The organism is Roseomonas sp. CAU 1739 (genome assembly GCF_039839775.1).
Lineage (GTDB): Bacteria > Pseudomonadota > Alphaproteobacteria > Acetobacterales > Acetobacteraceae > Neoroseomonas.
The window spans coordinates 81,282-107,060 of record NZ_JBDOQQ010000012.1 but is presented as its reverse complement, the minus strand read 5'-3'; the positions used below and the strand labels follow the sequence as shown (position 1 = coordinate 107,060).

The following is a 25,779-nucleotide window of genomic DNA, read 5'->3' as shown; positions in this document are numbered from 1 at the left end:
GCGGTTCAGGCCAGCCTATCCCGCGCTCGGCGCCGCCACAGCGGCACGCCGTCCTCCCGCAGCACATAGTGCCGCCGCTCCGCCGGCACGCCGATGCACTGTGCCAGGCCGCGTGCCGTCGCCTCCGCTTCCACCGCATCGCCCAGGAAGTCGAGATGCAAGCGGCGCCAGCCACGCCGCAGTGACAGGTCGAACTTGATGAAACGCGCATCGCCTTCAGGCGTGCCCTCATCCGGCGACCCGCCCCTGGGGCGCATCCACACCCCGCGGCACTCGACGCCCGTCACAGCGCGGAATCCGATCCGGTGCGTCCACCGCCGGCCCAACAGCGTCCGGGTGATCACAATGCCACCCTGGTCCATCGTCACCCGCCGCCGCAGCAGCACCCACAGCACGAACAGCCCATACAGCGGCACCACCACGATCAGCGGCAGGAAGCGATCCGCCCCGCCGGACGACGCAAGCCCGACCGTCGCCACGCCCAGCAGCGCCGTCGCGATGCCGATCGCCACCTTCGCCGGCCCACCTGGCCGCTCATCACCGAAATCGAAGGTCATGCATCGAACCCGCGTGAGGACCATCCTCGCCGGGTTCGCACCCTATCACCCGCAGCCGGCAGGGTCCGGCGACATCGCCACGCGGACCCCGCCGAGGCCCGGCCTACCGCACCGCCATCTCCAGGTTGCTCGGGTTCAGCCCCAGCGCCTGCACCGTCGTCGGGTTGATCTGGCCATTGGCCTCCAGCCCGCGACCGCGCTGGAAGCGTTCCAACGCCGTCTGCGTCCCCGCCCCCCACACGCCATCCGCCGCCGACTGGTAGAAGCCCAGCGCCCGCAGCCGCAGCTGCACATTGCGCACCGCCCGAGGGCTGAGCTGCACCACCGGCGCCGCGACAACCGGCGCCACCGCGACCGCTTCCACCGGCGGCGGCAACAGCCGCGGCAGGCTCACGCCCAGCGCCTGCGCCGTCGCCAGGTTGATCGACCCGGTCACCGCGAGCCCACGCGCCTGCTGGAACCGATCGAGCGCCATCTGGCTCTCCGGCCCCCATACCCCATCGGCGACGCCCGCATAGGCGCCCGCCTCGCGCAGCCGTTCCTGCACCGCCATCGCTGACGTCGTCGGCAGCGGCTGCACGAAGGCCAGCGGTGCCGGCGCCTGCGCCCAGGCAGGACCGGCGGCAATGGTCGCGGTGATCAGGGCCAAACCCAGGAAGCGGGGCATCGGGCGCATCGGAACTCCTCCTTACGTCGTCGCCCCGAACAACGTCCCACCACGCCAATGGTTGCCGCTCAGCCCCCGCTCACCGCCGTCATCACCAGCATCTCGCACCCCGGCGGCAGCGCGGTCTGCAACTGCGCTCGTTCCCCATCGACGAAGATCTTCAGATGCCGCCGGATCGCCGGCGTCGAATCGCACAGCCGGTCGCCCATCCCGGGCCAGCGACGATCCAACGCGGCGATCGCCTCCGCGACCGTGCCGGCGCCCACCGCCACCTGCCGCGGCGTGCCCGGAAACAGCCGCACCAGCGCATCCGGCAGCAGCACCGTCACCGCATCAGCCATCGCGGACCAGCGCCTCAACCGACAGGATCGTCGGCAGATGCTCGGCGACACAGGACCAATGCTCGCCCTCATCCGCGCTCGCGAACAACGCGCCCCCGCTGGTGCCGAAATACACGCCCACGGGATCAAGCCGATCCGCCGCCATCGCCCGCCGCAACACGCCAAAATACGCATTCGCCTGCGGCAACCCATCCCGCAACGCCTGCCAACTCGCCCCCGCATCGCGCGTCCGCCACACCGCCGCCGCCGCATCCGGCATGAACCGCCCCGCCTGGTCCCCATTCAGCGGCAACAGGAACAGCGTGTCCGGGTCCCGCGGATGCGCCACCGCCGGAAAGCCAAACGTCGAGGGCAACCCCGCCTCGATGCTCACCCACTGCCGCCCGCCATCATCGCTGCGATACATCCCGCAGTGATTCTGCTGGTACAGCCGATCCGGTTTCCCCGACGCCATCGCCAGCGCATGCACGCACTGCCCATGCTCCGGATACCGCTGGTCCTCCGGCGCATAATCCGCCCGCGTGCCCCGATTCCGCGGCACCCACGTCGCCCCGCCATCCTCCGTCGCGAACACCCCGCCGGTCGAGATCGCCACCCACACCCGGTCCGCATCGACCGGATGCGGCACGATCCCATGCAGGATCAGCCCCGCCCCGCCCGGCTGCCACTCCGCCCGGCTCGGATGCTCGGTCAGCCCTTCGACATGCGACCAGGTCGCGCCGCCATCATCGCTGCGGAACAACCCGGCCGGCTCCACCCCCGCCCACAGGATCCCCGTAGGCCCCAACGCCAACCCCCACACCGACTTGATCGGCGTCTGCCCGGCCGCATAGGCCAGCCCCGCACTCGAATGCGTCCACGTCGCGCCGCCATCATCCGACCGCCACACCGCCGGCCCGAACCATTCATTGCCGCCCGCCGCCCAGATCACCCCGGTCGTCGGGTCGCCGATCACCTGGTTGATCGGCCAGGTCTCGCAGAACGGCCCGCGCAACGACCACCCATCCCTCGCCCCATCCCCATCCAGGATGAAGGCCCCCTTCTTCGTGCCGACCAGCAGCATCACCCGCGTCGCCATGCTTCGTCCTCCCGTCAGATCGCCGCGCCGAACCGCGCCTCCAGCCGCTCCAGAGATTCCGTCCACCCCCGCCGATGCCGCCCCGCCGTATCCGCATCGGCAAACCGGTCATGCACCAGCGTCAGCTCCGTCCCGCCCTCCACCGCCCGCAGCCGCACGCTCACCCGCGACTGCCGCTCCGGCGCATTCGCCCACGCCCAGGTGAAGACCAGCCCCTCCCCCGGCACCACCTCGGCATAGGTCCCGCCAACCTCATGCCGGTCGCCGTTCTCCTCCCGCAGCACGACGCGAAAACGCCCACCCACCCGTGCATCGACCTCCGCCGCCTCGACCCGCGTATGATGCGGCCCGAACCAGGTCGCGAGCACCTCCGCCCGCACCCACGCCGCGAACACCTGCTCCGGCGCCGCCCGCAGCCGCCGCACCAGCGTCAGGCTCGGCACCGTCTCGCTCACGGCGCCTCGCGCTCCAGCGCCGCCGCCAGCCGGTCGAGGCTTTCCTCCCAGAACCGCGCATAACGCTGCAGCCACCCCATCGCATCCTCCATCGGCGCCGCGACCAGCCGGCACGACACCACCCGCCCGGTCTTCTGCCGCGCCACCAGCCCCGCCTGTTCCAGCACATCGAGGTGCTTCATCACCGCCGGCAACGACATCGGCAGCGGCCGGGCCAACTCGCTGACCGAAAGGCTCCCCTGTTCCGCCAGCCGCGCGAGCATCCCCCGCCGCGTCGAATCGGTCAGCGCGCCAAACACGCGGTCAAGGTCCGGCGAGGGTTGAAACTGAACCATTGAGTTAAGTGTTGTCGTGCAAGCGGGCCGCCGTCAAACGGAATGTGGACACGCAGGGGCGCCGCCCCTGCACCCCGGCAGGAAACTCAGTTTCCTGCACCTTCGATCGGTCAGCCTGTCGCGCCGGGGCATACGGCACCGCCCATCCAGGCAATGCGAGGACACGCACCATCACCGCCCGACCCGCGCGATTTCACCCGCCGGCCCATTCGATGCCACCATGCGCCCGGTGACACCCCACACGCCCCAACGCGCCAGCCCGGCCGCCGCCAGACCACGGAAAGGACCCGCCCCATGGACAGCCTGACCCCCACCGCGCCCGACCTGCTGGAAGCCCAGCGCCGCCAGGCCCGCATCGACCTCGCCGCCGCCCACCGCCTCGCTGTCCTCGACGACTATCACGAGGCCATCGACAACCACTTCACCCTGCTCGTCCCCGGCCGCCCGCGCCGCTTCTACCTCAACGAATTCGGCCTCCACTGGAACGAGGTCACCGCCAGCAACCTCATCGAGGTCGCCTTCGACGGCACGGTCGTCGAAGGCCGCGGCCCCGCCGACCGCAGCGCCATCTGCATCCACGCCCCCATCCACGAAGCCACCGGCGCCGCCTGCGTGCTCCACACCCACATGCCCTATGCCACGGCGCTCTCGCAGCTCGAGGACATGACGGTCGAAATGACCGGCCAGGGCGCCCTGCAATTCGAAGGCCGCATCGCCTACGACTACGACTACAACGGCTTCGCCCACGAACACGCCGAAGGCGAACGCATGGCCGCCCTCATGGGCGACAAGGTCGTGCTGATGATGGCCAACCACGGCGTCGTCGTGATCGGCGACACCGTGGCGCAGGCGTACCGCCGCCTCTACTTCCTCGAACGCTCCTGCCGCACGCAGCTCTTCGGCATGTGGACCGGCCAGCGCCGCCGCTTCGTCGCCCCCGAAGTGCTGACGAAGATGCGCGCCGAAGCCGCCACCTGGAAAGACCCGACCATGGCGATGAGCGGGTCCGACTACTACTTCGCGGCCATGAAGCGGATGCTGGACCGGACCCAGTCGGACTACGCAGAGTAGGGCGGCGCTATCGGACGGCGCTCGGCGGGGGCACTGTCTTGCCGGAAGGCTTCGCAGGGGCTCTGCCCCTGCCCCCGGCAGGAAACTCAGTTTCCTGCACCTTCGATCCGTCAGGCTGTCGCTCGTGTGCCGTGCCCGGACCCATGCAGCGCGTATTTACAATCCGGCCAATTGCTCTCGCCGCAACAGCGGCAGCCATGACGGCCATCGCCATCAACCCCGCTAGTGCCGCTACAGACACAATAATAAGAAACTGACCAATCTCTGCTCTTATGGCTTCCTGCTCCGGTATCCCCAGTATCCTTGTAATCCATTTCGGAGCGAGAAACGCCGCAATAACCGAAATTGGTGCTGCGATAGCAGCACAACGCTCGCATTTCTCGTTCCACCAATCTGCAGACAAACACCCCGTGATTCCACTAACACCAAGCGCGATAAGAGCTAAGGAAAAAGGTATCAAAAATCTAACTATAAAACCCGAGTGATATGTAAATAATTCGATAGACCATTTTTGGTCTTTTGCTTCATTTATTTGCCGCTGAATGACTAAACTCTGCTCTTCAAGGTCCCTTAGAAAATTTCTGTGCTGAGCTACCACCGTGGCCATCGGCCCCAAAGGTTCATTCTCTGCTATTATTTGTCGCACACGGCGAATTTCTTTTTGATTCTCTGACATCTGCAGTTCAAGTTCAGTTATTTTTCTGATAGTAGACTGATTGCTTAGGTTTCTTTCCTCTAGAATATTAGCACTCGGATAAAAAAACGCAGAATAACTCAAGCAAAACAGTCCCAAGACTACGGCGTAAATTCCGAGACGGATCGTTGTTCGCACGCGAACTCCTTACGCTGCATCTCCGGGATGGCCGCCCAGTTCCACCAGCGACGGTATTATAAAATTGGCGGCTTCTACAACACGTTTTCGGCCAGGACGCCGCAAGCATCAGCGAAATCGCGGTCCGTCTGTTTAATGACTAACCTAACAGTATCTGCCGACGCAGCGAGGCGCTCCTGCTCCACATCGACCGTCAATCGCCATCGCCGCACGACGACTACGGATGCGCCCGGCTGGGTCGCGTAGGAGCGGCCGAAATGGCGCAAGAGACTGCGCGGTCCAGACTCTGGCACCAAAGTGGTTGTTGTCGTTTCCATTTCCATCCGCCAAGCGGGCAGGACTGCAACCGACCGCTGATCGACAAACCCGCGCGCCAACGCTCGCATAATAGGAAATTATTGCTTTTTTTGTTTCGTTCTGCTCCACTGCCCCTATGCACCCCCACCCCCTCACCCCCCTCCAATTCCATGCCCTCCTCCCCTTCATCCTCCCCCGTTCCCCCGCCGGCCGTCACATCTCCGACCTCCGCGCCCGCATGAATGCCATATTCCACCTCGCCTGCACCACCGATCCCTGGCGAGCCCTCCCCCCGGAACACGGCAAGCCCGACACCGTCTCCCGCTACTTCCGCCGCCTCACCCATGCCGGCCTCTGGGAACGTCTCCTCGAAGCCATCAAGGACAACTCTCCCAACCACCCTCTGAATGAGATCGCCCCCCTCATCTTCCGCGCCTGCCGCCGCGCCATCCGCCTCCGCGGCCTCCGCTTCATCGTCCTCATCCGCCGCCTCGGCTTCCTCACCGCCCTCAACGGCCCGCCCAACAAGCTCCCCAACCCCGATTTGTCCGAAAAGCTGAAGGCCATGCGCCTGCCGGCCGCCCCGCGCACCCGCAAGCAGATCACCGCCTATCTCGGCTACCTCAAGGCCCTGAAGCACCTCCACCGCCTGGCCGGCGGCATCAAACATATCCCCCGCAAGCTCCGCCTCGGCTGGTCATGACCAGCCCCGCGCAAACCCCCACTGGACAGAGGCACGCGCGCTACCCACAACGCGCCCATGACCCCCGCCGACGCGCCCATCTCGCTCGACCCCGCCCGTGCCGCCCAGCTCGCCGCCGAATACGGCCTGAAGCCGGACGAGTACGACCGCTGCCTCGCCATCCTCGGCCGCACCCCCTCGCTCACCGAGCTCGGCGTGTTCTCCGTGATGTGGTCGGAACACTGCTCCTACAAATCCAGCCGCGTCTGGCTGAAGGAACTCCCCACCAAGGCCCCCTGGGTCATCCAGGGCCCGGGGGAAAATGCCGGCGTCATCGCCATCGGGGATGGCCTGGCCGCCGTCTTCAAGATGGAATCCCACAACCACCCCTCCTGGATCGAACCCTACAACGGGGCGGCCACCGGGGTCGGCGGCATCCTGCGGGATGTCTTCACCATGGGCGCGCGGCCCATCGCCAACCTCAACGCCCTGCGCTTCGGCGCCCCGGACGCGCCGAGGATGAAGCAGGTGATCGACGGCGTGGTCCGCGGCATCGGCGGCTACGGCAACTGCGTCGGCGTCCCGACCGTGGGCGGGGAGGTCAACTTCCACCCCGCCTACAACGGCAACCCCCTGGTCAACGCCATGACGGTCGGCATCGCCAAGGCCGACCGCATCTTCACCGCCGCCGCCACCGGCATCGGCAACCCCGTGGTCTATGTCGGCAGCAAGACCGGCCGCGACGGCATCCATGGCGCCACCATGTCCTCCGCGGAATTCTCCGCGGACTCGGAGGAAAAGCGCCCCACCGTCCAGATCGGCGACCCCTTCGCGGAAAAGCTCCTGATCGAGGCCTGCATGGAGCTGATGGCCACCGACGCCATCGTCGCCATCCAGGACATGGGTGCGGCGGGCCTGACCAGCAGCGGTGTGGAGATGGCCGGCAAGGGCGGGATGGGTGTGGACCTCACCCTCGACAACGTCCCCCAGCGCGAAACCGGCATGACCGCCTACGAGATGATGCTCTCCGAGAGCCAGGAGCGCATGCTCATGGTCCTCAAGCCCGGGCAGGAAGCCCTGGCGGAGGCCATCTTCACCAAGTGGGAACTGGACTTCGCGGTGATCGGCCACCTCACCGACACCGGCCGCATCGTCATCCGCCACAAGGGCCAGGTGGAAGCCGACATCCCCCTCGCCCCGCTGGAATCCGAAGCCCCCCTCTACCGCCGCCCCACCGAGGACACCCCGAAGCAGCCGGTGCTGGACCCCGCGACCATCGCGAACCCCACCACCATCGAACAGGCCCTGCTGACCCTGGTCGCCAGCCCGGACCTTTGCTCCCGCCGCTGGATCTGGGACCAGTACGACAGCCTGGTGAACGGCCAGACCGTCCAGCGCCCCGGCGCGGCGGATGCCGCCATCGTGCGGATCGAGGACCACGCCCGCGCCCTCGCCATGACCACCGACTGCACCCCCCGCTACGTCCTCGCGGACCCCGAGGAGGGAGGCCGCCAGGCGGTCGCGGAGGCTTGGCGCAACATCACCGCCACCGGCGCCCTGCCGCTGGCCATCACCGACAACATGAACTTCGGCAACCCCGAGAAGCCCCGCATCATGGGCCAGTTCGCCAGCGCGGTGCGCGGCATGGCCGCGGCCTGCTTGGCACTCGACTTCCCGGTCGTGAGCGGCAACGTCTCCCTCTACAACGAGACGGAAGGCCGGGCGATCCTGCCCACCCCCGCGATCGGCGGCGTCGGCGTGATCGACGACGCGGCGGATGCCATCGGCCTCGGCATGCCCGCCAATGCCGACCTGGTGCTGCTCGGCACCACGGCCGGCTGGCTCGGCCAGTCCCTCTGGCTGCGGGAGATCGCCGGCCGCGAGGAAGGCGCCCCGCCCCCGGTGGACCTCGCCGCCGAACGCCGCACCGGGGATTTCCTCCGCGCCCGGATCCTCGCCGGCGCCATCCTCGCCTGCCACGACTGCGCCGATGGCGGCCTGCTGGTGACGCTGGCCGAGATGGCGATGGAGACCGGCACCGGCGCGACCCTCGCCGCCACCCCCGCCACCATCCCCGAGCACGCCTGGTGGTTCGGTGAGGACCAGGGCCGCTATGTCGTCGCCGTGGCCGATGCCGCCGCGCTGCTCGCCGCCGCGGATGCCGCCGGCGTCCCGGCCATGCGCCTGGGTCGTTCGGGCGGCGGGGACTTGGCGCTGCCTGGCGGCCGGACCATATCGGTGGCTAGGCTGCGCGATGCGAACGAGGCAACCTTGCCTGCACTGATGGAAGGGAGAGCGGCCTGATGGCGATGCAACCGGCGGAGATCGAGGCGCTGATCAAGGCGGCCCTGCCCGATGCCGAAGTCACCATCGAGGACCTGGCTGGCGATGGCGACCACTACGCCGCCAAGGTCACCTCGGAATCCTTCCGCGGCATTTCCCGCGTGAAGCAGCACCAGATCGTCTACGCTGCATTGCAGGGCCGCATGGGCGGCGTGCTGCATGCCCTCGCCCTCCAGACCTCCGCCCCGGAATAGGACCCCGACCCGATGTCCAACCCGACCTTCGACCGCATCCAGGCCACCATCACGGAGAACCCCGTGGTGCTCTTCATGAAGGGCACGCCGGTGTTCCCGCAGTGCGGCTTCTCCGCCCGCGTGGTTCAGATCCTGTCCCACATGGGCGTGCCCTTCGCCGGCGTGAACGTGCTGGAGGACATGGAGATCCGTGAGGGCATCAAGTCCTTCACCAACTGGCCGACCATCCCGCAGCTTTACGTCGGCGGGGAATTCGTCGGCGGCTGCGACATCGTGATGGAGATGTTCCAGTCCGGCGAACTGACCACGCTGATGACTGAGAAGGGCGTGCCGCTGAAGGCCGAGGCCTGAGCGGTCCGGCCGGGACCCTGCCCCACGGCGCGGTCCCGGCTCCTCACCCTGCGGCCCGCCGAAGACTCGGCGTCAGCGCCCGATCAGCCGCGCGACATTGATCGCCCTGGCATAGGCGAGCTTCGCTTCCGCCGGCGCATCGCCGTTCACCTGCACCAGGATGCGGTTGTCCACCAGCATCTGGACATTGCCGTCATTGCCCTGGATGGCGCGCTGCTCGCCGATCCGCACCAGCCGCCCCATCGCCCCCGCCAGCATCGGGTTGGCCAGGATGGGGCCGAGCTGGGCGATCAGCGGATTGTCGCTCATCACCTGGATCTCGACCGTCTGACCCTGCGCGTTGCGGAAGCTGCGGGTGGCTGTCGCCCCACCGAACATCCCCGCCCCGCCAGCGTTCGACGTTGCCTCCTCCGCCGTCCAGCCAGGTAGCGCCTCGGGCAGCGCGGCCGCGAGTCGCGCCGCGGCGCGCTGGGCGATCAGTTGCAACGCCTCCTGCAGCGCCGTCTGCGCGGCCTGCACCTGGCCGGCCTGGTAGGTGCGCTGCGCCTCGGCGATGGCATCGGACACGTCATCGGCGCGGGCCGGTGCGGCGGCAAGCGCCGTCGTCAGGACCGCGGCGAGCAACAACGAACGGCGCATGGCGGTGTCTCCGTCGGTAGGCCCGGCATCATAGGATCCGTAGCGTTCACCGGCCATGACCAAGGGCAATGCGCTGCCTCAGCCGACGTCCCGCACGATGCGCAGGATGTCCTCGCCATACCGCTCCACGCGCGACCGCCCCATCCCCGGCACCTCCAGCAGCGCATCGACGCTGCCCGGCCGCGCGGCTGCGATGCCCCCCAGCGTGCGGTCATCGGCCACCACATAGGCCGGCACGCCCTGCGTCTGCGCCACGCCGCGCCGCCACAGCCGCAGCGCATCGAACAGCGGATCGCCGGAGGCGACCTGCGCCGCCGCGCTCCCGACACGTTTCGGGCTGGCCGGCGCCGCAGTGTCCTGGCGCAGCATCACCGGTTCCTCGCCGCGCAGCACCGGCCGGGCGGCCTCGGTGGCGACCAGTTCGCCGTGGTTCTCCACCGCCACATCCAGCACGCCGCGCGCCACCAACTGCCGTGCCACGCCCCGCCAGGCGCTGTCGGACACATCCTTGCCGATGCCGAAGGTCGGCAGCTTGTCGTGCGCGAACTGCGCGACCTTGTCGGTCAGCCGCCCGCGCAGCACGTCCACCACATGCCCGACGCCGAAGCGCTGCCCGGTGCGCACCACCGCCGAGAGCATCTTCTGCGCCGTCACCGTGCCATCGAACATCCGTGGCGGCGTGCGGCACACATCGCAGGCACCGCACTCAGGCGTGGCGGGTTCCTCGCCGAAGCAGCGCAGCAGCAGGGCACGGCGGCAGGTGGCAGCCTCGGCAATCGCGATCATCGCATCCAGCCGCGACCGCTCGACGCGCTTCTGGTCCTCGGATGCCGGGCTTTCTGCGATGCGGTGCCGGGCGATCGCCATGTCGCCGGCGCCGAACATCAGCAGCGCCCGCGCCGGCAGCCCATCACGCCCGGCACGGCCGATCTCCTGGTACCAGCTCTCGGGGCTGCGCGGCAGGTCGAGATGGGCGACCCAGCGCACATCCGGCCGGTCGATGCCCATCCCGAACGCGATCGTCGCCGCCATGATCACGTCGTCGCCGCGCGCGAAGCGACGATGCGCGTCGCGCTTGGCCAGCGGGTCCATCCCGGCGTGGAAGGCGAGCGCATCATGCCCGTCCGCCCGCAGCCATTCCGCCGTGCTCTCGGTCTTCGCGCGGCTGCCGCAATAGACGATGCCGCAGCCGCGCATGTCGCGAATCAGGCCGCGCAGCTGGGACCGCTCGCTCTCGCGCGGCTCGGCGACGATGAAGATGTTGGGGCGGTCGAAGGACGCACGGAACACCGGCGCCTCGGACAGGTCCAACTGGCGGCGGATGTCCTCGACCGTGCGCGGGTCTGCCGTCGCTGTCAGTGCCAGGCGCGGCACGCCGGGGAAACGCTGCCCCAGCACCCCAAGCCCACGATATTCGGGGCGGAAGTGATGGCCCCATTGGCTGACGCAATGCGCCTCATCCACCGCGAACAGCGCGATCCGCATCTCGTCCAGCCGCTGCTGCGTGCTGTCGAGCGTCAGCCGCTCGGGCGAGATGTAGAGCAGCTTGAGCCTCCCGGCATCGAGGTCGCGCAGCACCGTGCGCGCCTCATCCGGCGGCAGGTCGGAATGCAGCGCGGCCGCGGCGACACCCTGCTGTCGCAGGGCGGCGACCTGGTCCTCCATCAACGCGATCAGCGGGGAGACGACGATGCCGACGCCCGGCCGGCACAGCGCCGGCACCTGGAAGCACAGGCTTTTCCCGCCGCCGGTCGGCATGAGCACAACGCCCGAGCCGCCCTCGGCGGCATGGCGGACGATCTCCTCCTGCCGCCCGCGGAAGCCCTCATGGCCGAAGATGCGGCGGAGGACCTCCTGCGGATCCTCCAGGGCCAGCATCAGGCGCCGATACGGATCTCGACGCGGCGGCTTTCGGTCGCGATGGCTTCGAAGGGCACCGGGCCGCGCGGGACGATGCTGACGCGGTCACGCGCCACGCCGTTGCGGATCAGCAGGTCGGCGACATGCTGGGCGCGCGCCTGGGACAGCGCGACATTGTAGGCGACGCCGCCGGCCGGGCCGGCATAGCCGACCACATAGACCGGGCCGGTCGCCGCATTGGCGGTCCGCGCGGCGGCAACCACCAGGTCCTGCGCCGGCTGTTCGAGCGTCGCGCTGTCCGCGGTGAAGAAGACGGCGATCGGGGGCGGAGCCGGCGGGGCGCTCGTGCAGGCTGCGGCCAGCAGAACGGGGGCGGCTGCGATGAAGGTGCGGCGGCGCATCTTGGAACGACTCCGGGGTTCGAATGTCCCCTTGGTCGCGCGAAGCCCCGCAGCCCGTCAACTGCCGAGCGCGGTGATTCGCGCAATCAGCGCGAGCAGGAGGCGCCGCCGAGGACGCAGAAGGTCGCACAATGGGGATGGTTCAAGGACACCGGCCCGGATGCCTCGGCCAGCGTCGCCCCCAGTTCGAACTGCGGATCGTACGGCAGCAGGGTACATGCGAGCACCACCGGGTGCGCCGCGCCACGCCGCTTCACCACCATCCGCGCCGAGGCGCACATCAGGCTGTCGGGCGATTTGCGGAGGATGCCCCAGCAGGCGGTGGTGATCTCCGGCACGTCCGCCGTGGCATCCATCTCGGGGAACAGCATCAGTGCGACCGGGTCGGCCGCATCCACCGCAATGCCATGGGCGGCGAACAGCGCGGCATAGCCGGCGCGCATCACGGCCTCCTCGCCACCGCCAAAGCCGAGCCGCCCGGCGACATGGATGCGGAACCCATGCCGGCCGAGCCAGTCCAGGCCCTCCATCGTCTTCGCGAAAGCCCCGTCCCCGCGTTCGAGGTCGTGCAGCGCGGCATCATGGTGGTCGAGCGAGACACGCAGCGTCAGCCGGTCGCCGAATTCCGCCCGCAGGGCCAGCAGCGCGGCGGCATGGTTCATCATCGGCTTCATGGCGTTGGTCAGCACCAAAGCCGGCAGGCCGCGGCGCATCACATCCCGCAGCATGGCCGGCAGGTCGCGATTGAGGAACGGCTCGCCGCCGGTGAAGCCCACCTCGGCGAGCGGCGCGCCGATCGCCGCCGCCTCATCGAGATAGCCCGACACCTCGGCCGCCGCGATGTAGGCCAGCGCGTCATTGGTCGGGCTGCTCTCGATGTAGCAATTGCGGCAGGTGATGTTGCACAGCGTGCCGGTGTTGACCCACAGGGTCCGCAGGCCGGCGAGGGCGACGCTCGCCCGCGTCTCACCCTTCGCGGTCACCGCCGGGTCGCGGAACTTGGCGGGGTCGAGCGGCCTGGGCCGCAGCGTCACGGGCGCCGTCATACGCTTCCTTTCGGGGGTCGATCAGAATTGGCTTCGCCGGGCGACGGGATATGGTTACGCCCGGCGAGGGCCGCCACGCCTGCGCGACGGCAGGACGGAAGCATTGGAGGGGCTTTGCCCCTCCAAACCACCCCACCAAAGGCCAACGGGCCTTTGGAATGCGGGCTTTTCGCATCGGGCAATGAGGGGGGGGGTCCCTCGCTTGGGAGTTCGCACCGGGCCCGGCGCCTCGAGGCATGGACGTTTCCCAGGGCGAACGACACCCCCGCCCGACACCAAGTATCGGTTTCCAAAGGCCCACCGGCCTTTGGTGGGGTGGGTCCGGGAGGGGCGACGCCCCTCTCGGTTCCGCAGCCCAGGATCAAAGCCGGCCGGCCCTTACCCGGTGGCCGGGATCGCCCGGCCGCCGACCAGGCGCAGGATCCGGCTCGGCCGTTCCACGCCGGTCAGGCGGTGCAGGATCAGGATCACCGTCCGCCCCGCCGTCGCCTCGTCCAGCGTTTCGAGGAAGGCGCGCTCGGTATCGGCATCAAGACCCGCCGCGGGCTCGTCCAGGATCAGCACAGGCGCCGGCGAAAGCAGCGTGCGCGCCAGCGCAAGCCGCCGGCCCTGCCCGCCCGAGAAGCGCGCGCCCGCCTCGCCGCAGGGCGTATCCAGCCCTTCCGGCAGGGATCGCACCAGTTCGCCGATCTGCGCGCGGTCCAGCGCGCGCCACAGTTCCGCGTCGGTGGCCTCGGGCGCGGCGAGCCGCAGGTTGGCGGCGATGCTGTCGTCGAACAGCCGGGCATCCTGGGTCAGCCAGGCGACGCGGCGGCGCAGGTCGGCTGCCGTGAGCGTCGCGACGTCCACCCCGCCCAGCGTGATGCGGCCCGCCTGGGGTGCGGCGAATTTCAGCAGCAGCGCCGCCAGGGTGGACTTGCCGGTGCCGGACGGGCCGAGCAGGGCGATGCGCGCGCCTTCCGGCACGTCGAGGTCGAGCCCGTCGAACACCGCCGCGCGGTCGGGCGACCAGGCGAAGGTGACGCCGGTCAGCTTCAGCGCATGGCCCGCCGGCAGCGCGGCGGGCGCGGCCGGGTCGGGCACCGGTTCGGCGGTGTCGGCGGCTTCGAACAGGCGATGCGCGGCGGCGGCGGCGGCGGCCAGCGCGGCGCCAGCACGCGGCATCAGCCCCAGCGCCTCGGCCGCGGCGATGGCGAGGAAGACCGCCATCATGCCGACGGCCATCGCCTGCTCGCGCGCAGCCAGCGCCCACGCGACGGAACCGAGCAGAGCCACCTGGGTCAGCAGCGAGCCCATCGCCCCACCCCAGGCCGCGCGGCGCGCCAGGGCGGCCTGCGCCCGGGCCAGCGCATCGCCCTCGGCAGCGACGCGGCGTGCCGCCAGCGCCTCGCCGTTGGCGGCGAGCGTGTCCTCGAGGCCCGTCAAGGGTTCGACCACGGCGCTGCGCAAGGCGCCCTGGGCCTCGGCGACCTGGGTGCCGGCGCGCGCCGCGGCCGGGGCCAGCAGCACCGGCAATGCCAGCGCGGCGGCGAGCGGCAAGGCCAGGATGGCCGCCAGGCCGGGTTCGGCCACACCCACCACCAGCGCGAGGGTGACCACCACGGCCAGCGCGGCCGCCCCCGGCACGATGACGCGCAGATACAGCCCGTCCAGCGCCTCGACATCCGCGACCAGGCGGCCGAGCAGGTCGCCCGCCCGCCGCAGCCCGAGCCCGGCCGGCAGGCGCTGCGCAAGGCGCGTGAAGAACCACACGCGCATCATCGCCAGCGCACGGAAGGTCGCCTCATGCGTGACCAGCCGTTCGAGGTAGCGCGCCACGGGGCGCAGCAGCATCACCGGGCGAAGCCAGACCAGCGCCGCGATGATCGACCCGCTGGCCACCACGGCAGCGGCGCCGCCCTGCGCGACCGCGCCCGAGATCACCCGCGCGGCCAGCACCAGCAGGGCCACGCCCGCCAGCGCCGAGACCACCGCCATGGCCACGCCCGCCACCAGCCACCCGGCATGGCCGCGCCACAGGCCAAGGACGCGGATCACGTCGCGCCGCATCACTCGCCCGCCATCCGTGCGCCGGCGGCGCGGCCGGCCTGCAGTTCCAGCACCTGGCCAAAGGCGTTGCGCGCGGCGCGCGCATGGGTCGCGACGATCGCCGTGCGGCCGATGCACAGGCGGCGCACCGCATCGAGCACCACGGCCTCGGTGCCCGGGTCCAGATGCGCGGTGGGTTCGTCGAGCAGCACAAGGGGCGTGTCCCGCAGGAAGGCGCGCGCCACGGCAACACGCTGGGCCTGGCCGCCCGAGAGGCCGAAGCCGCCCTCGCCGACCGGCGTGTCGAGACCCTGCGGGAGCTCGTCGGCGAAGGCCATGACCTGGGCGGCGCGGGCGGCGGCCACGACAGCCGCGTCATCGGCATCGGGCCGGGCGAAGCGGATGTTGTCGCGGATCGACCCACGGAAGATGAAGGCGCGCTGGCCGACATAGGAGGACAGGCGGCGCAGTTCCGCCGGCTTGAGCAGCGTCGCGTCGCGGCCGTTGATGGCCACGCGGCCACGATCGGCGCGGCGGAAGCCCATCAGGATGCGCAGCACCGTGGTCTTGCCGGCCCCGGACGCGCCGGTCAGCAGCAGCGTCTCGCCGGGCATCACGCGGAAGGACAGGCCATCGAGCGCCGGCGGTCGGTCGGCCGCATAGGACAGCCCGACATCCTGGAAGGTGACGGTGACCTTGGGCGGCACTTCCTCGAGCAGCAGGCCCTCGGGTTCCGGTGCATCGAGCAGCGGGGCGAGGTCGGCCGCCGCGCCGCGCGCCGAGAGCTGTTCGTGATAGGCGGCCGAGAAGGCGCGCAGCGGGGCGAAGAAGGCCGGCACCAGCAGCAGGGTGAACAGCGCGGCGATCGGCGCGGGATGCGCCCCGCGCACCAGCGCGCCGTGATGATAGGCGAGCGAGGCCAGGGCCGCCGCGATGATCAGTTCCATCGCGCCGGCCGAGATGAAGGCGACGCGGAGCACGCGCATGGTGCGCCGGCGCAGTTCCTCAGCGGCCGTGCCCAGGCGTTGCGCCTCCGCCTGCTGCTGGTTGAACAGCACCAGCACCGGCAGGCCGCGCATGCGGTCGAGAAAGCGGCCGGACAGGCGTTGCAGGGCGGCGAATTGCCGGCGGCTCGCCTGCGCCGCGCCGATGCCGGTCAGCGCCTGCGCCACCGGCACCATCAGGCCGGTGGACAGCAGGATCAGCCCGCTGAGCGGGTCCGCCACCGCCGCCACCACCGCGACCATCAGGGGCGCGAGCACCGCCAGCATCGCGGCGGGCAGCCAGCGGGCGAAATAGCCTTCCAGCGCCTCGATGCGTTCGACGACGAGGGCGCTTTTCTCGCCCACCGCGCGGTCATCGGCGGGACCGGCGGCGAGCAGGTGGGCGAAGGCGGCGGCGCGCAGCCGCGCCTTGGCATCCTCCCCGGCAGCGAGTTGGGCGCGTTCCTGGGCGATGCCGAGGGCGGCCATCAGCAACGCCAGCGCCGCCGCGGCGGCGAGTTCCGGCCAGCCGGCCTCGGCGCGGCCCAGCAGCGTCGCCAGCAGGCGCGCCAGCAGGAAAGCCTGCGCGATGCCGCAGGCGGCGATGCCCAGGCCAAGCAGGACAGGTGAAAGGAGGCGGGCACGCTCGAGCCGCGCCTCCCGCTTCAGGAGTGACGCGGCACCGGCTTCCGCGCCCGTCGAAGGAGACGCCATGACGTCACGATAGCCGAGAACGGGTCGGGCCGAAATCGGCACCGGCGCCAGCCTTGCCGAACCCCACGGCCAGCCCCATCACGGGTGGGCACGAACGGGGTCAAGCATGCTGCCCACCCATGACCGCTACGACTATCACGCTTGGCCGGACCGGCCGTCCTATGCCTGGCCGGGTGGGGCGCGGCTGGCGGTTTATCTGGGCGTCAACCTCGAGCATTTCGCCTTTGGCGAGGGGTTGGGGGCGGAGCTGGCACCCGGCGGCCCGCATCCGGACGTGCTGAACTTCGCCTGGCGGGACTATGGCAACCGGGTCGGCGCCTGGCGGCTGATCGAACTGCTGGAGGAGACGCGCTTCCCGGCCACGGTGCTGCTGAACAGCGCGATGTATGACTACGCGCCGGGGCTGGTCGCAGCCCATCGCGCCCGCGGCGACGAGATCGCCGGCCATGGCCGCACCAATTCCGAGCGCCAATCGACGCTGCCCGAGGCCGAGGAACACGCCCTGATCGCCGACAGCACGGCGGCGATCGCGACCCATGAAGGTGCGGCCCCGCGCGGCTGGCTGTCCCCCTGGATCGCCGAGTCGCGCGTCACGCCGGATCTACTGGTCGAGGCCGGCTATGGCTATTCGCTCAACTGGTGCGCCGATGACGCGCCGGTGTGGAAGCGCACCCGCGCCGGGCGACTGCTCGCAATCCCGTATCCGCAGGAGGTCAATGACATCCCGGCCATCGCCGCCCGCAAGGATGGCGCGGCCCAGTTCGCCGACATGATCATCGACGATTTCGAGGAGCGGCTGCACCAGGTGGCCGACGGCAAGCCGCAGGTGATGGGCATCGCCCTGCATCCCTATCTGGTCGGCCAGCCCTATCGCCTGCGGCAGTTGCGGCGCGCGCTGCTGCATCTTTCGGCGCGGCGCGACGTTGTGTGGGTCACCACCGCGGGCGCGGTCTACGACCATGTGCGGTCGCTGCCCGCCGGCCTGGTCCCAGGAGGCTGAATTGCGAAGACTGCTGCTGGCCCTTCCCTTGCTGCTCGGCGCCTGCGTCACCGAGCCCGGCCCGACTACCCCGCGCACCGTCGGCTCGGTCGATCTGCAACGCTATGTCGGCAACTGGTTCGAGGTGGCGCGGTTCCCGACCTGGTTCCAGGACAGCAGCTCCCTGCGTTGCGAGGCCGTGACCGCGACCTACGCCGCGCGCCAAGATGGCAGGATCACGGTGGTGAACCGCTGCCGCAATGCGCTGTCCGGCGGGCAGGAACGCGTGGCGGAAGGCGTCGCCTACAGCGCATCGCCGGGCAACGACCGTCTGCGCGTGTCGTTCTTCTGGCCGTTCTACGGCGACTACTGGGTGATCGGCCTCGATCCGGAGTATCGCTGGGCCGTGGTGGGCGCGCCGGGGCGCGACTACCTGTGGGTCCTGTCGCGCACGCCGCAGATGGCGCAGGCGGATTACGACGCCGCGGTGGGGATCGCGGTGCGGGAAGGGTTCGATACCGGGCGGTTGCAGCGGACGGTGCAGCCGGGCGGGTAGCGCTGCACGGGTGCGGGTTGGAGGGGCGCCGCCCCTCCAAGCCACCCCGCCAGGGGCCAGCGGGCCCCTGGACCACGGATGCCTGGCGCCTGACGCGGCGGTCGCACACGACCGTAGGGGCCGGCACCTGGCATCGCGGCAGCCGTGATGCCAGGCAGGCCTTCACCACATCACAGACCCTCGGTGCCGAACGCCAAGGTGAGGTTTCCAAAGCGACCGTCTTACGTGTCAAGCGATGTGCCATGGCTTTTGTGCCCGGATGATAGCGTTGAGGATGGAGAGCAAGCGGCGCAGGCAAGCGATGAGGGCGACCTTCTTGGGCCGTCCGCGCTGGATCAGCTGGTGGTAGTGGGCCTTGAGGACGGGGTTCCAGCGCACGGCGGACAGGGTTGCCATGAACAGCGTGTTGCGCACGCTGGTGCGGCCGCCGGCGATGGCGCGATGGCCACGCATCTGGCCGCTGTCGCGGTTGAAGGGTGCGACGCCGACCAGCGCGGCGGCAGCGCGGCGGTCGATCCGGCCGAGTTCGGACATCTCGGCGATCAGCGTGCGCGAGGCGACCGGGCCGATGCCGGGAACCGATTGCAGCAGGTCATCGGCGGCGCGCCAGGCGGGGGTGTCGCGGATGGCGCCGTCGATGTCGTCGTCGATCTGGTCGAGTTGCGCCTGAAGCACGCGCAGCGTTGCCTCGATGGTGCGCGCGACATGGCGGGCGCGGGCCTGGCGGCGGCGGTTCTGCTCCATGCCGATCATCTCGATGATCTGGCGGCGGCGAGCGACCAGTTCGGCCAGCGCCTGGGCGTCCTCATCGGGCACCGGGCGGGGCTCGGGGCGGATGCGTTCGGCGAACAGGGCGATCACCTCGGCATCGAGGCGGTCGGTCTTGGCCAGGCGCCCGGTGGCGCGGGCGAAGTCGCGGATCTGGCGAGGGTTGACCACCGCCAGCGGCAGACCGGCGCCGGCGATCGCCGCAGCGACGGTGAGTTCGAACCCGCCGGTGGCTTCCATCACCACCAGGGTGGGCGGAGTGTCGCGCAGGCGATCAAGCAATTGGTCGATCCCCGCACCATTGCGCGGCATGGCGAAGGTCTGTCCCGACGGGCGCAGATGCACATCGAGGCGGTCCTTGGCGACGTCGATCCCGGCGAAGACCGGGCCACAGGCTGGCTGATCCATCATCACCCGTCCTTGCAAATGCGGGCTCACCAGCGCTTTGCGGCGGCCCTGACGACCGTTCGGGTTCCCGGATGGGACGATGGACGGGGTCCCTTGCTTTGGAGCGGGCTCGATCACCCAAGGCCTGCGCGGGCTCCCATCCATCACCAGCCTCGCCGTTTCACAACTCGGCGCTACAGGGAAGATACAAGGGAAGATACAAGGCCCTATACCAGCGGCCGAATTCCTCGACCGTTGGCATCGGCTTCGGCCTGCCCTCAGACGCGTCGTGCCGAAGGCACGCCCATGGCGTGACGCGCAAACCTCCGGTTTGCTTGGCTTTCGCCGGACTACCGGCGGGCCGCCTTCGCGGCCTCGGCACAGGTCAATGACGCGTGCCGTTGGTATCAGACCATCTCCGTGTCAGCCGGCGAACCAGTCCGCGATCGCGCCCGTCCGCTCCCGCGGCCAGGCATGGGCGAGATCGGGCAGCTCCTCATGACTCACCAGTGCCCCGGCGCCGGCCAGCACCCGCGCCGCCTCGCGCGCCGTGGCGGCGGGGAACATCCAGTCGCGCGCACCATGGAGGATGCGGATCGGCAGGCCCCGCAGCCGCGCCGGATGGGCGAGCATCATCAGCACCGGGTGGAACGCCGCCGCGACCGGCGCAAGGTGGCTGAAGCGCTGGCCGTCCTGGAGGCCGAGGCCGTAGGCGAAGGTGCCGCCATCGCTCATTCCCGTCAGCAGCCGGCGGGTGGGGTCGATGGGCCAGCGGGCTTCGACATCGGCGAGGATGCGGTCGATCACTTCCCCATCCGCGCCGGGGTCATCGAGCGACCAAGTGCGGCCGGGTGCGGTGGGCGCGACCAGCAGCAGCCCGCGCGCCCGCGCCTCGCGCAGCCAGGTCCAGAGGAAGTCCGCCCCGTTGCCGCTGCCGCCATGCAGGGCGACGACCAGCGGCGGCGGGCGGGCCGCATCGTAGGTTTCCGGGACATACAGCGCGAAGCCGCCGCGCGTGCCCGGCGGGCCGCCGAGATGCATCACGCCGGTCCCCTCCCGCCCCGGCGGCACGGCGGCGAGACGCGCGAGCAGCGCCGCATCGTCCCGAAAGGCGGGTTCAAGGAAATGCCGGCTGACCGGCGGCAGGAAGGCTGCGAGGGGGTAGAGCGCGGCATCGGCCCGCGCACGCCGGCGCAGGGCGCGGCCGGCGGCGAGCATCGGGTTGTCCTGGCCGGGCGCGGCCGCAAGCCCGGCGATGGCGGCGCGGGCTTCGGTGGCGGCGTCCATCAGGCAGTCGCGCAGGGGGGCCAGCCGTTCGGGCCAGGCGACGGCGTCGGCTTCGGCGATGACGGCGTCCAGCGGCGTGGCATCGAGGCCATCGGCCAGCGCTTCCAGCGTATCGGGTGCTACGTGCCGCGCCACCTCGTCGAGCGCGTCGATCGCACAGAGCGTAGCGGCGAGCAGGCGGCCGATCATCGCCTCGGCCGTCGCCATCGTCGTCAACCGGGCAGCCGGATGGCGCCGGCCCCGACCAGGGCGGCGAGCCGCGCGGCGACGGCGACCTGCGCGCCGGCGTCGAGGCCGAGCAGGGCATGGATGGCGGTGCCGAGTTCCGCCTCGGTAAGCGCGCCGCGACGGGCGAGCAGGCGTTCGGCGGCGGCGGCGATCTCGGCGGGCGGGACCGCCGCGGCACGGCGCAGATGGGGTGCGGCGGCGCGGCGGTCGCGCGGGACGACCTTGGTCGTGGCGGTGGCCAGCAGGCCGGCGGCCTCGGTGACCCCGTGCTGGGTCCTGGCCATGGTGGTGGACTGGCGGATCGCCTCCTTCTCCTTCGCCGTGAGGGAATCGCGGCCGGCGAGCAGGCGCAGGCGCTCGGCGAGGCAGTCGGCGGTGATCGGGCCTTCGACCGCGGCGATCTCGCCGATCGCGGCGGCCAGCGTCGCGGCGGGCAGCGCGTCGAGCGGACCCTGCGCCAGTTCCGGTGCCGCTTCGCGGTAAGGCTCGGCGAGGCCGGGATCGGGCGGCGGCACGGCCGGCGTGGGCGCCACTGGCGCGGCGGCGGGCGTGGCGCCGAGCGCCGTGATGAGTTTCGCCGCCTCGGCGTCGGGGCGCGCATACCAGGCGAGCGACCAGGCGCGGGCGAGCTTCCAGCCCATCATCTCAAGCGCGCCGGGGCGGCCGCGTTCGCGGTCGCGCGCGCAACGCAGCGCGGACCAGTCGCCGGCATCGGCCTCGATGCCGAGCACGTAGCCTTCATCGCCCTTCGCCGCGACATCGAGGAACAGGCCGGCGAGGCCGACATGCGGCACCGGGTCCTTGCCGGCCTCGCGCACGGCTTCGGAGATGGCGTCGGCGATCGCGCTGCCGCTGCCGGTCCCGCCGCCCCGTGGTGCCGTGGCAGGCGCACCGGCAAAGGTCAGGAAGGTCTTGAGCGCGGCGACGCCGCGGCCGGAGGCGCGGGCGGTGTCGATGTCGTCGCCGGTGATGCCGGAGAAGACGACGCAGCGCTTCTTGGCGCGCGTGATCAGCACGTTGAGCCGCCGCTCGCCGCCCTCGGCCGAGAGCGGGCCGAAGCGCATCGCCAGCCGCCCATCCTTGTCGCGACCATAGCCGACCGAGATCATGATGGCGTCGCGCTCATCGCCCTGCACGTTCTCGAGGTTCTTGACGAAGAACGGCTCGTCGGCGTGGTCGGCGAAGAAGGCGTCGGCGGAAGGATCGGCGCGGCGCGCGACTTCGATCGCATCCATGATGGCGTCACGCTGCTTGATGGAAAACGCGGCGACGCCGAGCGTGTCGCCTGGCGTTTCCTTTGCGTGGCGCATCACCGCTTCGGCGACGGCGGCGGCTTCGGCGCGGTTGGTGCCCTCGCCGGTTTCCCAGGCGCCTTCGACGCGCACCAGCGACAGGCCGAGCAGTGCCGAGCGTGGGCGTGGCGAGGGCAGCACCAGCAGGCGGTTGTCGTAGAATTCGGCGTTGGAAGTGGCGATCAGGCTCTCATGCCGGGACCGGTAATGCCAGCGCAGCATCGCCGCCGGCACGCCGCGCGCATTGCACAGGCCGAGGATGGATTCCACGTCGCGCGCGGCGACGGCTTCGGGCGCATCCTCGGGGGCGGTGTCATCCTCCTCCCCCGTCATGCGCTGGAAGAAGCGCGTGGGCGGCATCTGCCTGTCGTCGCCCACCACCACCACCTGGCGGCAGCGCGCGATCGCCCCGAGCGCATCGACCGGTTCGACCTGCGATGCCTCGTCCATCACCATCAGGTCGAAGGTCAGGCCCGGGCGCAGCCCATGCGGCGGTGCGAGGAACTGCGCCACCGACAGCGGGGACATCATGAAGATCGGCTTGGCAGCCTGCACCGCCTGCGAGGCCCGCAGGAGCAATTCGCGCACCGGCAGATGGCCGCGCTTCTTCTCCATCTCGCCACGGATCACCGTCATGCCGGGCATGCCGTCGCGCACCTGCTTGACGCGGTCGGCATGGGCGCGCGCGGCCTCGGCGCGGGTCAGCGCCACGCGGGCGCGGTCGGCCTCGCGGAACTCGGTGACGAGGCGGTCATAGGCGGCGGCGTCGAAGGCGGCGAGGTCGGGGTGCAGCGCGCTCGCGGCGCGCAGCAGGCCTTCATGCAGGGCGTAGGCGAAGGCGTCCTCGGCAGCATCGGGCGCGAGGCGACCGGATTGCAGGCGCTCGACGATGGGTTCGATGCCGCGGGCTTCGGCGAGCGCGCGGCGCCAGCCCTGCCACAGCGGCAGCGCCTCCGGCGCGCCGGCCCAGGCGCCGAGGCGGTCGGCGAGTGCGGCGAAGGGCGGGTCGGACATGCCGAAGGCGGCGAGCGGATCGAGACCCGTTGCGTCCTTCAATTCGGTCCAGGCGGTGGCAGCGGCCTCCAGGATCGCGGCATCGCCGGCCGGGGCTTCGGCGGCGAGCGCGGCCGCGGCCTCCGCACCATGCTTCTGGCGCCAGAGGATCAGCGCGGACATGGCGGAAGGGTCAGTGTCCTCGCCGCGCCACAGCCGCCCGAAGGCGGCCTGGCCGAGGGCATTGCCGCTGCGCACGCGGTCCCGCGCCGCCTGTCCGACCATGGCGGCGTCCAGGGCCGCGAGCGGGTCGGTGCCCTCGCGGGCCACGCGTGCCGCGACCGCCTGTGCCGCGGACCGCGCGGAATTGAGGAAGCCGAAGAAGCCACCGGAGGAGGCGCGCGTGGATCGCGCTTCCTCCAGCCCTGTGACATCCAGCGCGCCGGGCTTCAGCCGCGCATCGCGCTTCGCGATGGCGAGTTTGGCAACGGCTTCGGTCAACGAGACCAGCGGCGCTGGATCGGCACGCCACGCCGCGCTGGCCATCGCCGCCTTGTCGTGGTCGGGCGCTTCGCGCAGCGCGGCGGCGGAGCGCAGGCGCGCCGCCACCGCAGCCGGGCCGCTGTTGCCGCCAGCCTGCGCGCCCGCCGCGGCGAAGGCGCGGATCCAGCCCGGCAGGCGCATCATCAGCCGGTCAGCATCGGCCGGGCCGAGATCCGCCGTCACGCCGCGCCAGGGATTGTTGGCGCCATCCGCCTCCGTCGCGCGGGCGGCGAGGTCGCGCACCGCGTCGCGCTTCGCGGCGATCGTCGCAGCATCCCAGGCGCTGGCGTCGAGGGTGAAGTCGGGGACGGCCAATCCGCGCCGGCGCAGACCGACCAACGCGCCGATCACCTGGTGCAGCGGGATGCCGGACGCTCCGGCAGGCGCGCGCATGGCCGCCGCATGGCGGTTCAGCCGGCCGCGCAGCGTCGCCAGCCGGTCGATCACCGCCTGGCGGTTGGGCTTCGGCGGCGGCGGCAAGGCGAGCGTCGCGCGCAGTTCATCCAGCACGGCGCGCTTGGACTGCTTTTCGGAATGCAGTTCGAGGCAGGCGGCGCCGAGGCCGATGTTTTCCAGCCGGCGCTTCACGACTTCCAGCGCGGCGAGCTTTTCCGCGACGAACAGGACACTGCGCCCATCGAGCACTGCCTGCGCCAGGATGGTCGCGATGGTCTGCGACTTGCCGGTGCCGGGCGGCCCCTGGATCACCACATGCCCGCCGCGACGGACGGATTCCGCAGCCAGCGCCTGCGACCCGTCCATATCCACGACATGGTCGAGGCGTTCGACAGGGATGGCCTCATCCACATCGGCGTCGTCGGGGAAGGTGGGCTGGGTGGTCAGCGGCGCGCCGCCGACCAGGGCCTGCACCAGCGGATGGTCGGCGAGGCCGGGATTTTCCTCCGGACCGAGATCGCGCCACATCAGGAACTTGGCGAAGGAGAACAGGCCGAGCGCGAGCGCATCGGCATCGACCGACCAGTCCGCGCGATCCTTCACCGCATTCGCGACTGCCTCGGCCCAGGCGGTAGGGTTGTAGGCGGCATCGTCGAAGTCGGGCAGCGCGGTGTTGAAGTTGACCTTCAGCATCTCGCGCAGGGAGAGGTTCTCGGCGACCTCGGTGGCGCCGGCGCGCAGGCGGAAGGTCTGGGAAACGCCCTCGCGTTCCAGCGTGACCGGCAGCAGGGCGAGCGGGGCGCGGCGCTCGGTCTCGGGTGTCGCCGGGTCGCGCCAGGACAGCGTGCCGAGGGCGAGGTAGAGCGTCGGGACGCCGGTCTCCTCCCGCGCCGTGCGGGCATCGGTCATGAGGTCGCGCAGGCGGCGGGCGAGGTCGGGCGGCGGCAGGCGGACGCGCAGCAATTCGTCGCGCTGCCAGTCCTCGCGGCTGACGGTGTCGTCGGCGCGGGCGACGCCCTCGGCCTTGGCGGCGGCCTTGCTGGTCCGCTTGCGGGTGCGGCGCGGCTTGCCCTCGGGCGGTGCCTCGGCGGCCGAGGCGGCAGGGGCCTCGGTGCCGGGTGCCACGGGCGCCTGCTCGCCGGCCGCCTCGAAGCCAAAGGCGCGGCCGGCGGCCAGCGCACCGACCACGAAATCCGCATCCTCGTCATCCAGGATCACCACGCCGCGCGACCGCCCAGGCTTGGGCAGCGACAGCAGCCGGTTGCGCGTGGACAGGTCAAGCAGCGCCCGGCGGGCGTCCTCGAGGGCCTGGCGAAGATCGGTCATGGCGTGTCCTGGACTCTCCGCGGGCGCAATTGGGGCGTGGCAGCAAGGGTCAATCGGCCAAGGGGATACCAGAGGAACGCCGGCAACACGACGATCGCGACCTCACGAGAGGCCCGCAGGACGGCCAGGATGCCGGCGGCAGCGATGGCG

Annotated in this window: 23 protein-coding genes; 7 read left to right on the top strand and 16 right to left on the bottom strand. The window is 70.8% G+C overall.

Annotated features, from left to right (window positions below; all coding sequences use genetic code 11):
- Positions 1 to 5: 5 nt before the first annotated feature.
- From AAFN86_RS19080 to AAFN86_RS19055, 6 genes are all read right to left on the bottom strand, one after another.
- Positions 6 to 557: a hypothetical protein gene (locus tag AAFN86_RS19080; protein WP_347545090.1), complete on the bottom strand. Its 552-nt coding sequence runs from the start codon at positions 555 to 557 to the stop codon at positions 6 to 8.
- 103 nt (positions 558 to 660) lie between these two features.
- The gene (locus tag AAFN86_RS19075; RefSeq protein ID WP_347545088.1) at positions 661 to 1,233 is read right to left on the bottom strand and encodes a peptidoglycan-binding domain-containing protein; all 573 of its coding nucleotides are present in this window, start codon (positions 1,231 to 1,233) and stop codon (positions 661 to 663) included.
- Positions 1,234 to 1,292: 59 nt separating this feature from the next.
- Entirely contained in the window at positions 1,293 to 1,565 is a 273-nt protein-coding gene (locus AAFN86_RS19070) for a MoaD/ThiS family protein (RefSeq protein ID WP_347545087.1), read from the bottom strand.
- Positions 1,558 to 2,643 (bottom strand): exo-alpha-sialidase, encoded by a 1,086-nt coding sequence (locus tag AAFN86_RS19065; RefSeq protein WP_347545085.1) that lies wholly within the window; start codon positions 2,641 to 2,643, stop codon positions 1,558 to 1,560. The genes AAFN86_RS19070 and AAFN86_RS19065 overlap by 8 nt, the downstream gene beginning before the upstream one ends.
- A gap of 14 nt (positions 2,644 to 2,657) precedes the next feature.
- On the bottom strand, positions 2,658 to 3,098 hold the full coding sequence (locus AAFN86_RS19060; RefSeq protein WP_347545083.1) for an SRPBCC domain-containing protein: 441 nt from the start codon (positions 3,096 to 3,098) through the stop codon (positions 2,658 to 2,660).
- Complete coding sequence (locus AAFN86_RS19055; protein WP_347545081.1) at positions 3,095 to 3,397, bottom strand: metalloregulator ArsR/SmtB family transcription factor; 303 nt, start codon at positions 3,395 to 3,397, stop codon at positions 3,095 to 3,097. Before AAFN86_RS19055 ends, AAFN86_RS19060 begins: the two co-directional genes overlap by 4 nt.
- 330 nt (positions 3,398 to 3,727) lie before the next feature.
- On the opposite strand from AAFN86_RS19055, the gene AAFN86_RS19050 reads away from it, so the two are divergent.
- Entirely contained in the window at positions 3,728 to 4,504 is a 777-nt protein-coding gene (locus AAFN86_RS19050) for a class II aldolase/adducin family protein (protein WP_347545080.1), read from the top strand.
- Between the two features lie 7 nt (positions 4,505 to 4,511).
- Here the strand turns inward: AAFN86_RS19050 and AAFN86_RS19045 are convergent, their stop codons facing one another.
- Entirely contained in the window at positions 4,512 to 5,336 is an 825-nt protein-coding gene (locus AAFN86_RS19045; RefSeq protein ID WP_347545078.1) for a hypothetical protein, read from the bottom strand.
- A gap of 433 nt (positions 5,337 to 5,769) precedes the next feature.
- On the opposite strand from AAFN86_RS19045, the gene AAFN86_RS19040 reads away from it, so the two are divergent.
- From AAFN86_RS19040 to grxD, 4 genes are read left to right on the top strand one after another with little or no spacing between them, the layout of a single operon-like run.
- Positions 5,770 to 6,336, top strand: a complete 567-nt coding sequence (locus AAFN86_RS19040) for a transposase (protein ID WP_347545076.1) — start codon at positions 5,770 to 5,772, stop codon at positions 6,334 to 6,336.
- A 57-nt stretch (positions 6,337 to 6,393) separates the two neighbouring features.
- On the top strand, positions 6,394 to 8,619 hold the full coding sequence (purL, locus tag AAFN86_RS19035) for a phosphoribosylformylglycinamidine synthase subunit PurL (RefSeq protein ID WP_347545075.1): 2,226 nt from the start codon (positions 6,394 to 6,396) through the stop codon (positions 8,617 to 8,619).
- Complete coding sequence (locus tag AAFN86_RS19030) at positions 8,619 to 8,852, top strand: BolA family protein (RefSeq protein WP_188967395.1); 234 nt, start codon at positions 8,619 to 8,621, stop codon at positions 8,850 to 8,852. Before purL ends, AAFN86_RS19030 begins: the two co-directional genes overlap by 1 nt.
- A gap of 12 nt (positions 8,853 to 8,864) precedes the next feature.
- A complete protein-coding gene (gene grxD, locus AAFN86_RS19025; RefSeq protein ID WP_347545073.1) occupies positions 8,865 to 9,203 on the top strand; it encodes a Grx4 family monothiol glutaredoxin in 339 nt (112 codons plus the stop codon).
- A gap of 72 nt (positions 9,204 to 9,275) precedes the next feature.
- On the opposite strand, the gene AAFN86_RS19020 is transcribed toward grxD, so the two are convergent.
- From AAFN86_RS19020 to cydD, 6 genes are all read right to left on the bottom strand, one after another.
- The gene (locus AAFN86_RS19020) at positions 9,276 to 9,842 is read right to left on the bottom strand and encodes a hypothetical protein (protein ID WP_347545071.1); all 567 of its coding nucleotides are present in this window, start codon (positions 9,840 to 9,842) and stop codon (positions 9,276 to 9,278) included.
- A 78-nt stretch (positions 9,843 to 9,920) separates the two neighbouring features.
- Positions 9,921 to 11,720, bottom strand: coding sequence for a DNA helicase RecQ (recQ, locus tag AAFN86_RS19015; protein ID WP_347545070.1), 1,800 nt, complete (start codon positions 11,718 to 11,720; stop codon positions 9,921 to 9,923).
- Positions 11,720 to 12,103 carry an OmpA family protein gene (locus AAFN86_RS19010; RefSeq protein ID WP_347545068.1) on the bottom strand — a complete coding sequence of 128 codons (384 nt, stop codon included), beginning with the start codon at positions 12,101 to 12,103 and terminating at the stop codon, positions 11,720 to 11,722. Before AAFN86_RS19010 ends, recQ begins: the two co-directional genes overlap by 1 nt.
- Before the next feature lie 86 nt (positions 12,104 to 12,189).
- The gene (locus AAFN86_RS19005; protein WP_347545067.1) at positions 12,190 to 13,137 is read right to left on the bottom strand and encodes a radical SAM protein; all 948 of its coding nucleotides are present in this window, start codon (positions 13,135 to 13,137) and stop codon (positions 12,190 to 12,192) included.
- Positions 13,138 to 13,527: 390 nt separating this feature from the next.
- A complete protein-coding gene (gene cydC, locus AAFN86_RS19000; protein WP_347545218.1) occupies positions 13,528 to 15,198 on the bottom strand; it encodes a thiol reductant ABC exporter subunit CydC in 1,671 nt (556 codons plus the stop codon).
- Positions 15,198 to 16,916, bottom strand: a complete 1,719-nt coding sequence (gene cydD, locus AAFN86_RS18995; protein ID WP_347545066.1) for a thiol reductant ABC exporter subunit CydD — start codon at positions 16,914 to 16,916, stop codon at positions 15,198 to 15,200. The genes cydC and cydD overlap by 1 nt, the downstream gene beginning before the upstream one ends.
- Before the next feature lie 64 nt (positions 16,917 to 16,980).
- Between cydD and AAFN86_RS18990 the strand changes: the two genes are divergently transcribed.
- On the top strand, positions 16,981 to 17,874 hold the full coding sequence (locus tag AAFN86_RS18990; RefSeq protein ID WP_347545064.1) for a polysaccharide deacetylase family protein: 894 nt from the start codon (positions 16,981 to 16,983) through the stop codon (positions 17,872 to 17,874).
- A 1-nt stretch (position 17,875) separates the two neighbouring features.
- On the top strand, positions 17,876 to 18,409 hold the full coding sequence (locus tag AAFN86_RS18985; RefSeq protein ID WP_347545063.1) for a lipocalin family protein: 534 nt from the start codon (positions 17,876 to 17,878) through the stop codon (positions 18,407 to 18,409).
- Positions 18,410 to 18,637: 228 nt separating this feature from the next.
- Here AAFN86_RS18985 and AAFN86_RS18980 read toward each other — a convergent pair whose 3' ends face one another.
- The 3 genes from AAFN86_RS18980 to AAFN86_RS18970 form a co-directional block, all read right to left on the bottom strand.
- The gene (locus tag AAFN86_RS18980; protein WP_347545217.1) at positions 18,638 to 19,585 is read right to left on the bottom strand and encodes an IS110 family transposase; all 948 of its coding nucleotides are present in this window, start codon (positions 19,583 to 19,585) and stop codon (positions 18,638 to 18,640) included.
- A 402-nt stretch (positions 19,586 to 19,987) separates the two neighbouring features.
- Entirely contained in the window at positions 19,988 to 21,058 is a 1,071-nt protein-coding gene (locus tag AAFN86_RS18975; RefSeq protein ID WP_347545061.1) for a hypothetical protein, read from the bottom strand.
- A 5-nt stretch (positions 21,059 to 21,063) separates the two neighbouring features.
- Positions 21,064 to 25,629: a DUF4011 domain-containing protein gene (locus AAFN86_RS18970; RefSeq protein WP_347545060.1), complete on the bottom strand. Its 4,566-nt coding sequence runs from the start codon at positions 25,627 to 25,629 to the stop codon at positions 21,064 to 21,066.
- Positions 25,630 to 25,779: the final 150 nt, after the last annotated feature.

Coding starts and splice junctions, on each gene's coding strand:
- purL (WP_347545075.1), top strand. CDS start 6,394: ATGACCCCCGCCGACGCGCCCATCTCGCTCGACCCCGCCCGTGCCGCC.
- AAFN86_RS19010 (WP_347545068.1), bottom strand. CDS start 12,103: ATGCGCCGCCGCACCTTCATCGCAGCCGCCCCCGTTCTGCTGGCCGCA.
- AAFN86_RS18980 (WP_347545217.1), bottom strand. CDS start 19,585: ATGGATCAGCCAGCCTGTGGCCCGGTCTTCGCCGGGATCGACGTCGCC.
- AAFN86_RS19020 (WP_347545071.1), bottom strand. CDS start 9,842: ATGCGCCGTTCGTTGTTGCTCGCCGCGGTCCTGACGACGGCGCTTGCC.
- AAFN86_RS18990 (WP_347545064.1), top strand. CDS start 16,981: ATGCTGCCCACCCATGACCGCTACGACTATCACGCTTGGCCGGACCGG.
- recQ (WP_347545070.1), bottom strand. CDS start 11,720: ATGCTGGCCCTGGAGGATCCGCAGGAGGTCCTCCGCCGCATCTTCGGC.
- AAFN86_RS19030 (WP_188967395.1), top strand. CDS start 8,619: ATGGCGATGCAACCGGCGGAGATCGAGGCGCTGATCAAGGCGGCCCTG.
- AAFN86_RS18975 (WP_347545061.1), bottom strand. CDS start 21,058: ATGGCGACGGCCGAGGCGATGATCGGCCGCCTGCTCGCCGCTACGCTC.
- cydC (WP_347545218.1), bottom strand. CDS start 15,198: ATGCGGCGCGACGTGATCCGCGTCCTTGGCCTGTGGCGCGGCCATGCC.
- AAFN86_RS19070 (WP_347545087.1), bottom strand. CDS start 1,565: ATGGCTGATGCGGTGACGGTGCTGCTGCCGGATGCGCTGGTGCGGCTG.
- AAFN86_RS19040 (WP_347545076.1), top strand. CDS start 5,770: ATGCACCCCCACCCCCTCACCCCCCTCCAATTCCATGCCCTCCTCCCC.
- AAFN86_RS19080 (WP_347545090.1), bottom strand. CDS start 557: ATGACCTTCGATTTCGGTGATGAGCGGCCAGGTGGGCCGGCGAAGGTG.
- AAFN86_RS19050 (WP_347545080.1), top strand. CDS start 3,728: ATGGACAGCCTGACCCCCACCGCGCCCGACCTGCTGGAAGCCCAGCGC.
- AAFN86_RS19065 (WP_347545085.1), bottom strand. CDS start 2,643: ATGGCGACGCGGGTGATGCTGCTGGTCGGCACGAAGAAGGGGGCCTTC.
- grxD (WP_347545073.1), top strand. CDS start 8,865: ATGTCCAACCCGACCTTCGACCGCATCCAGGCCACCATCACGGAGAAC.
- AAFN86_RS18970 (WP_347545060.1), bottom strand. CDS start 25,629: ATGACCGATCTTCGCCAGGCCCTCGAGGACGCCCGCCGGGCGCTGCTT.
- AAFN86_RS19075 (WP_347545088.1), bottom strand. CDS start 1,233: ATGCGCCCGATGCCCCGCTTCCTGGGTTTGGCCCTGATCACCGCGACC.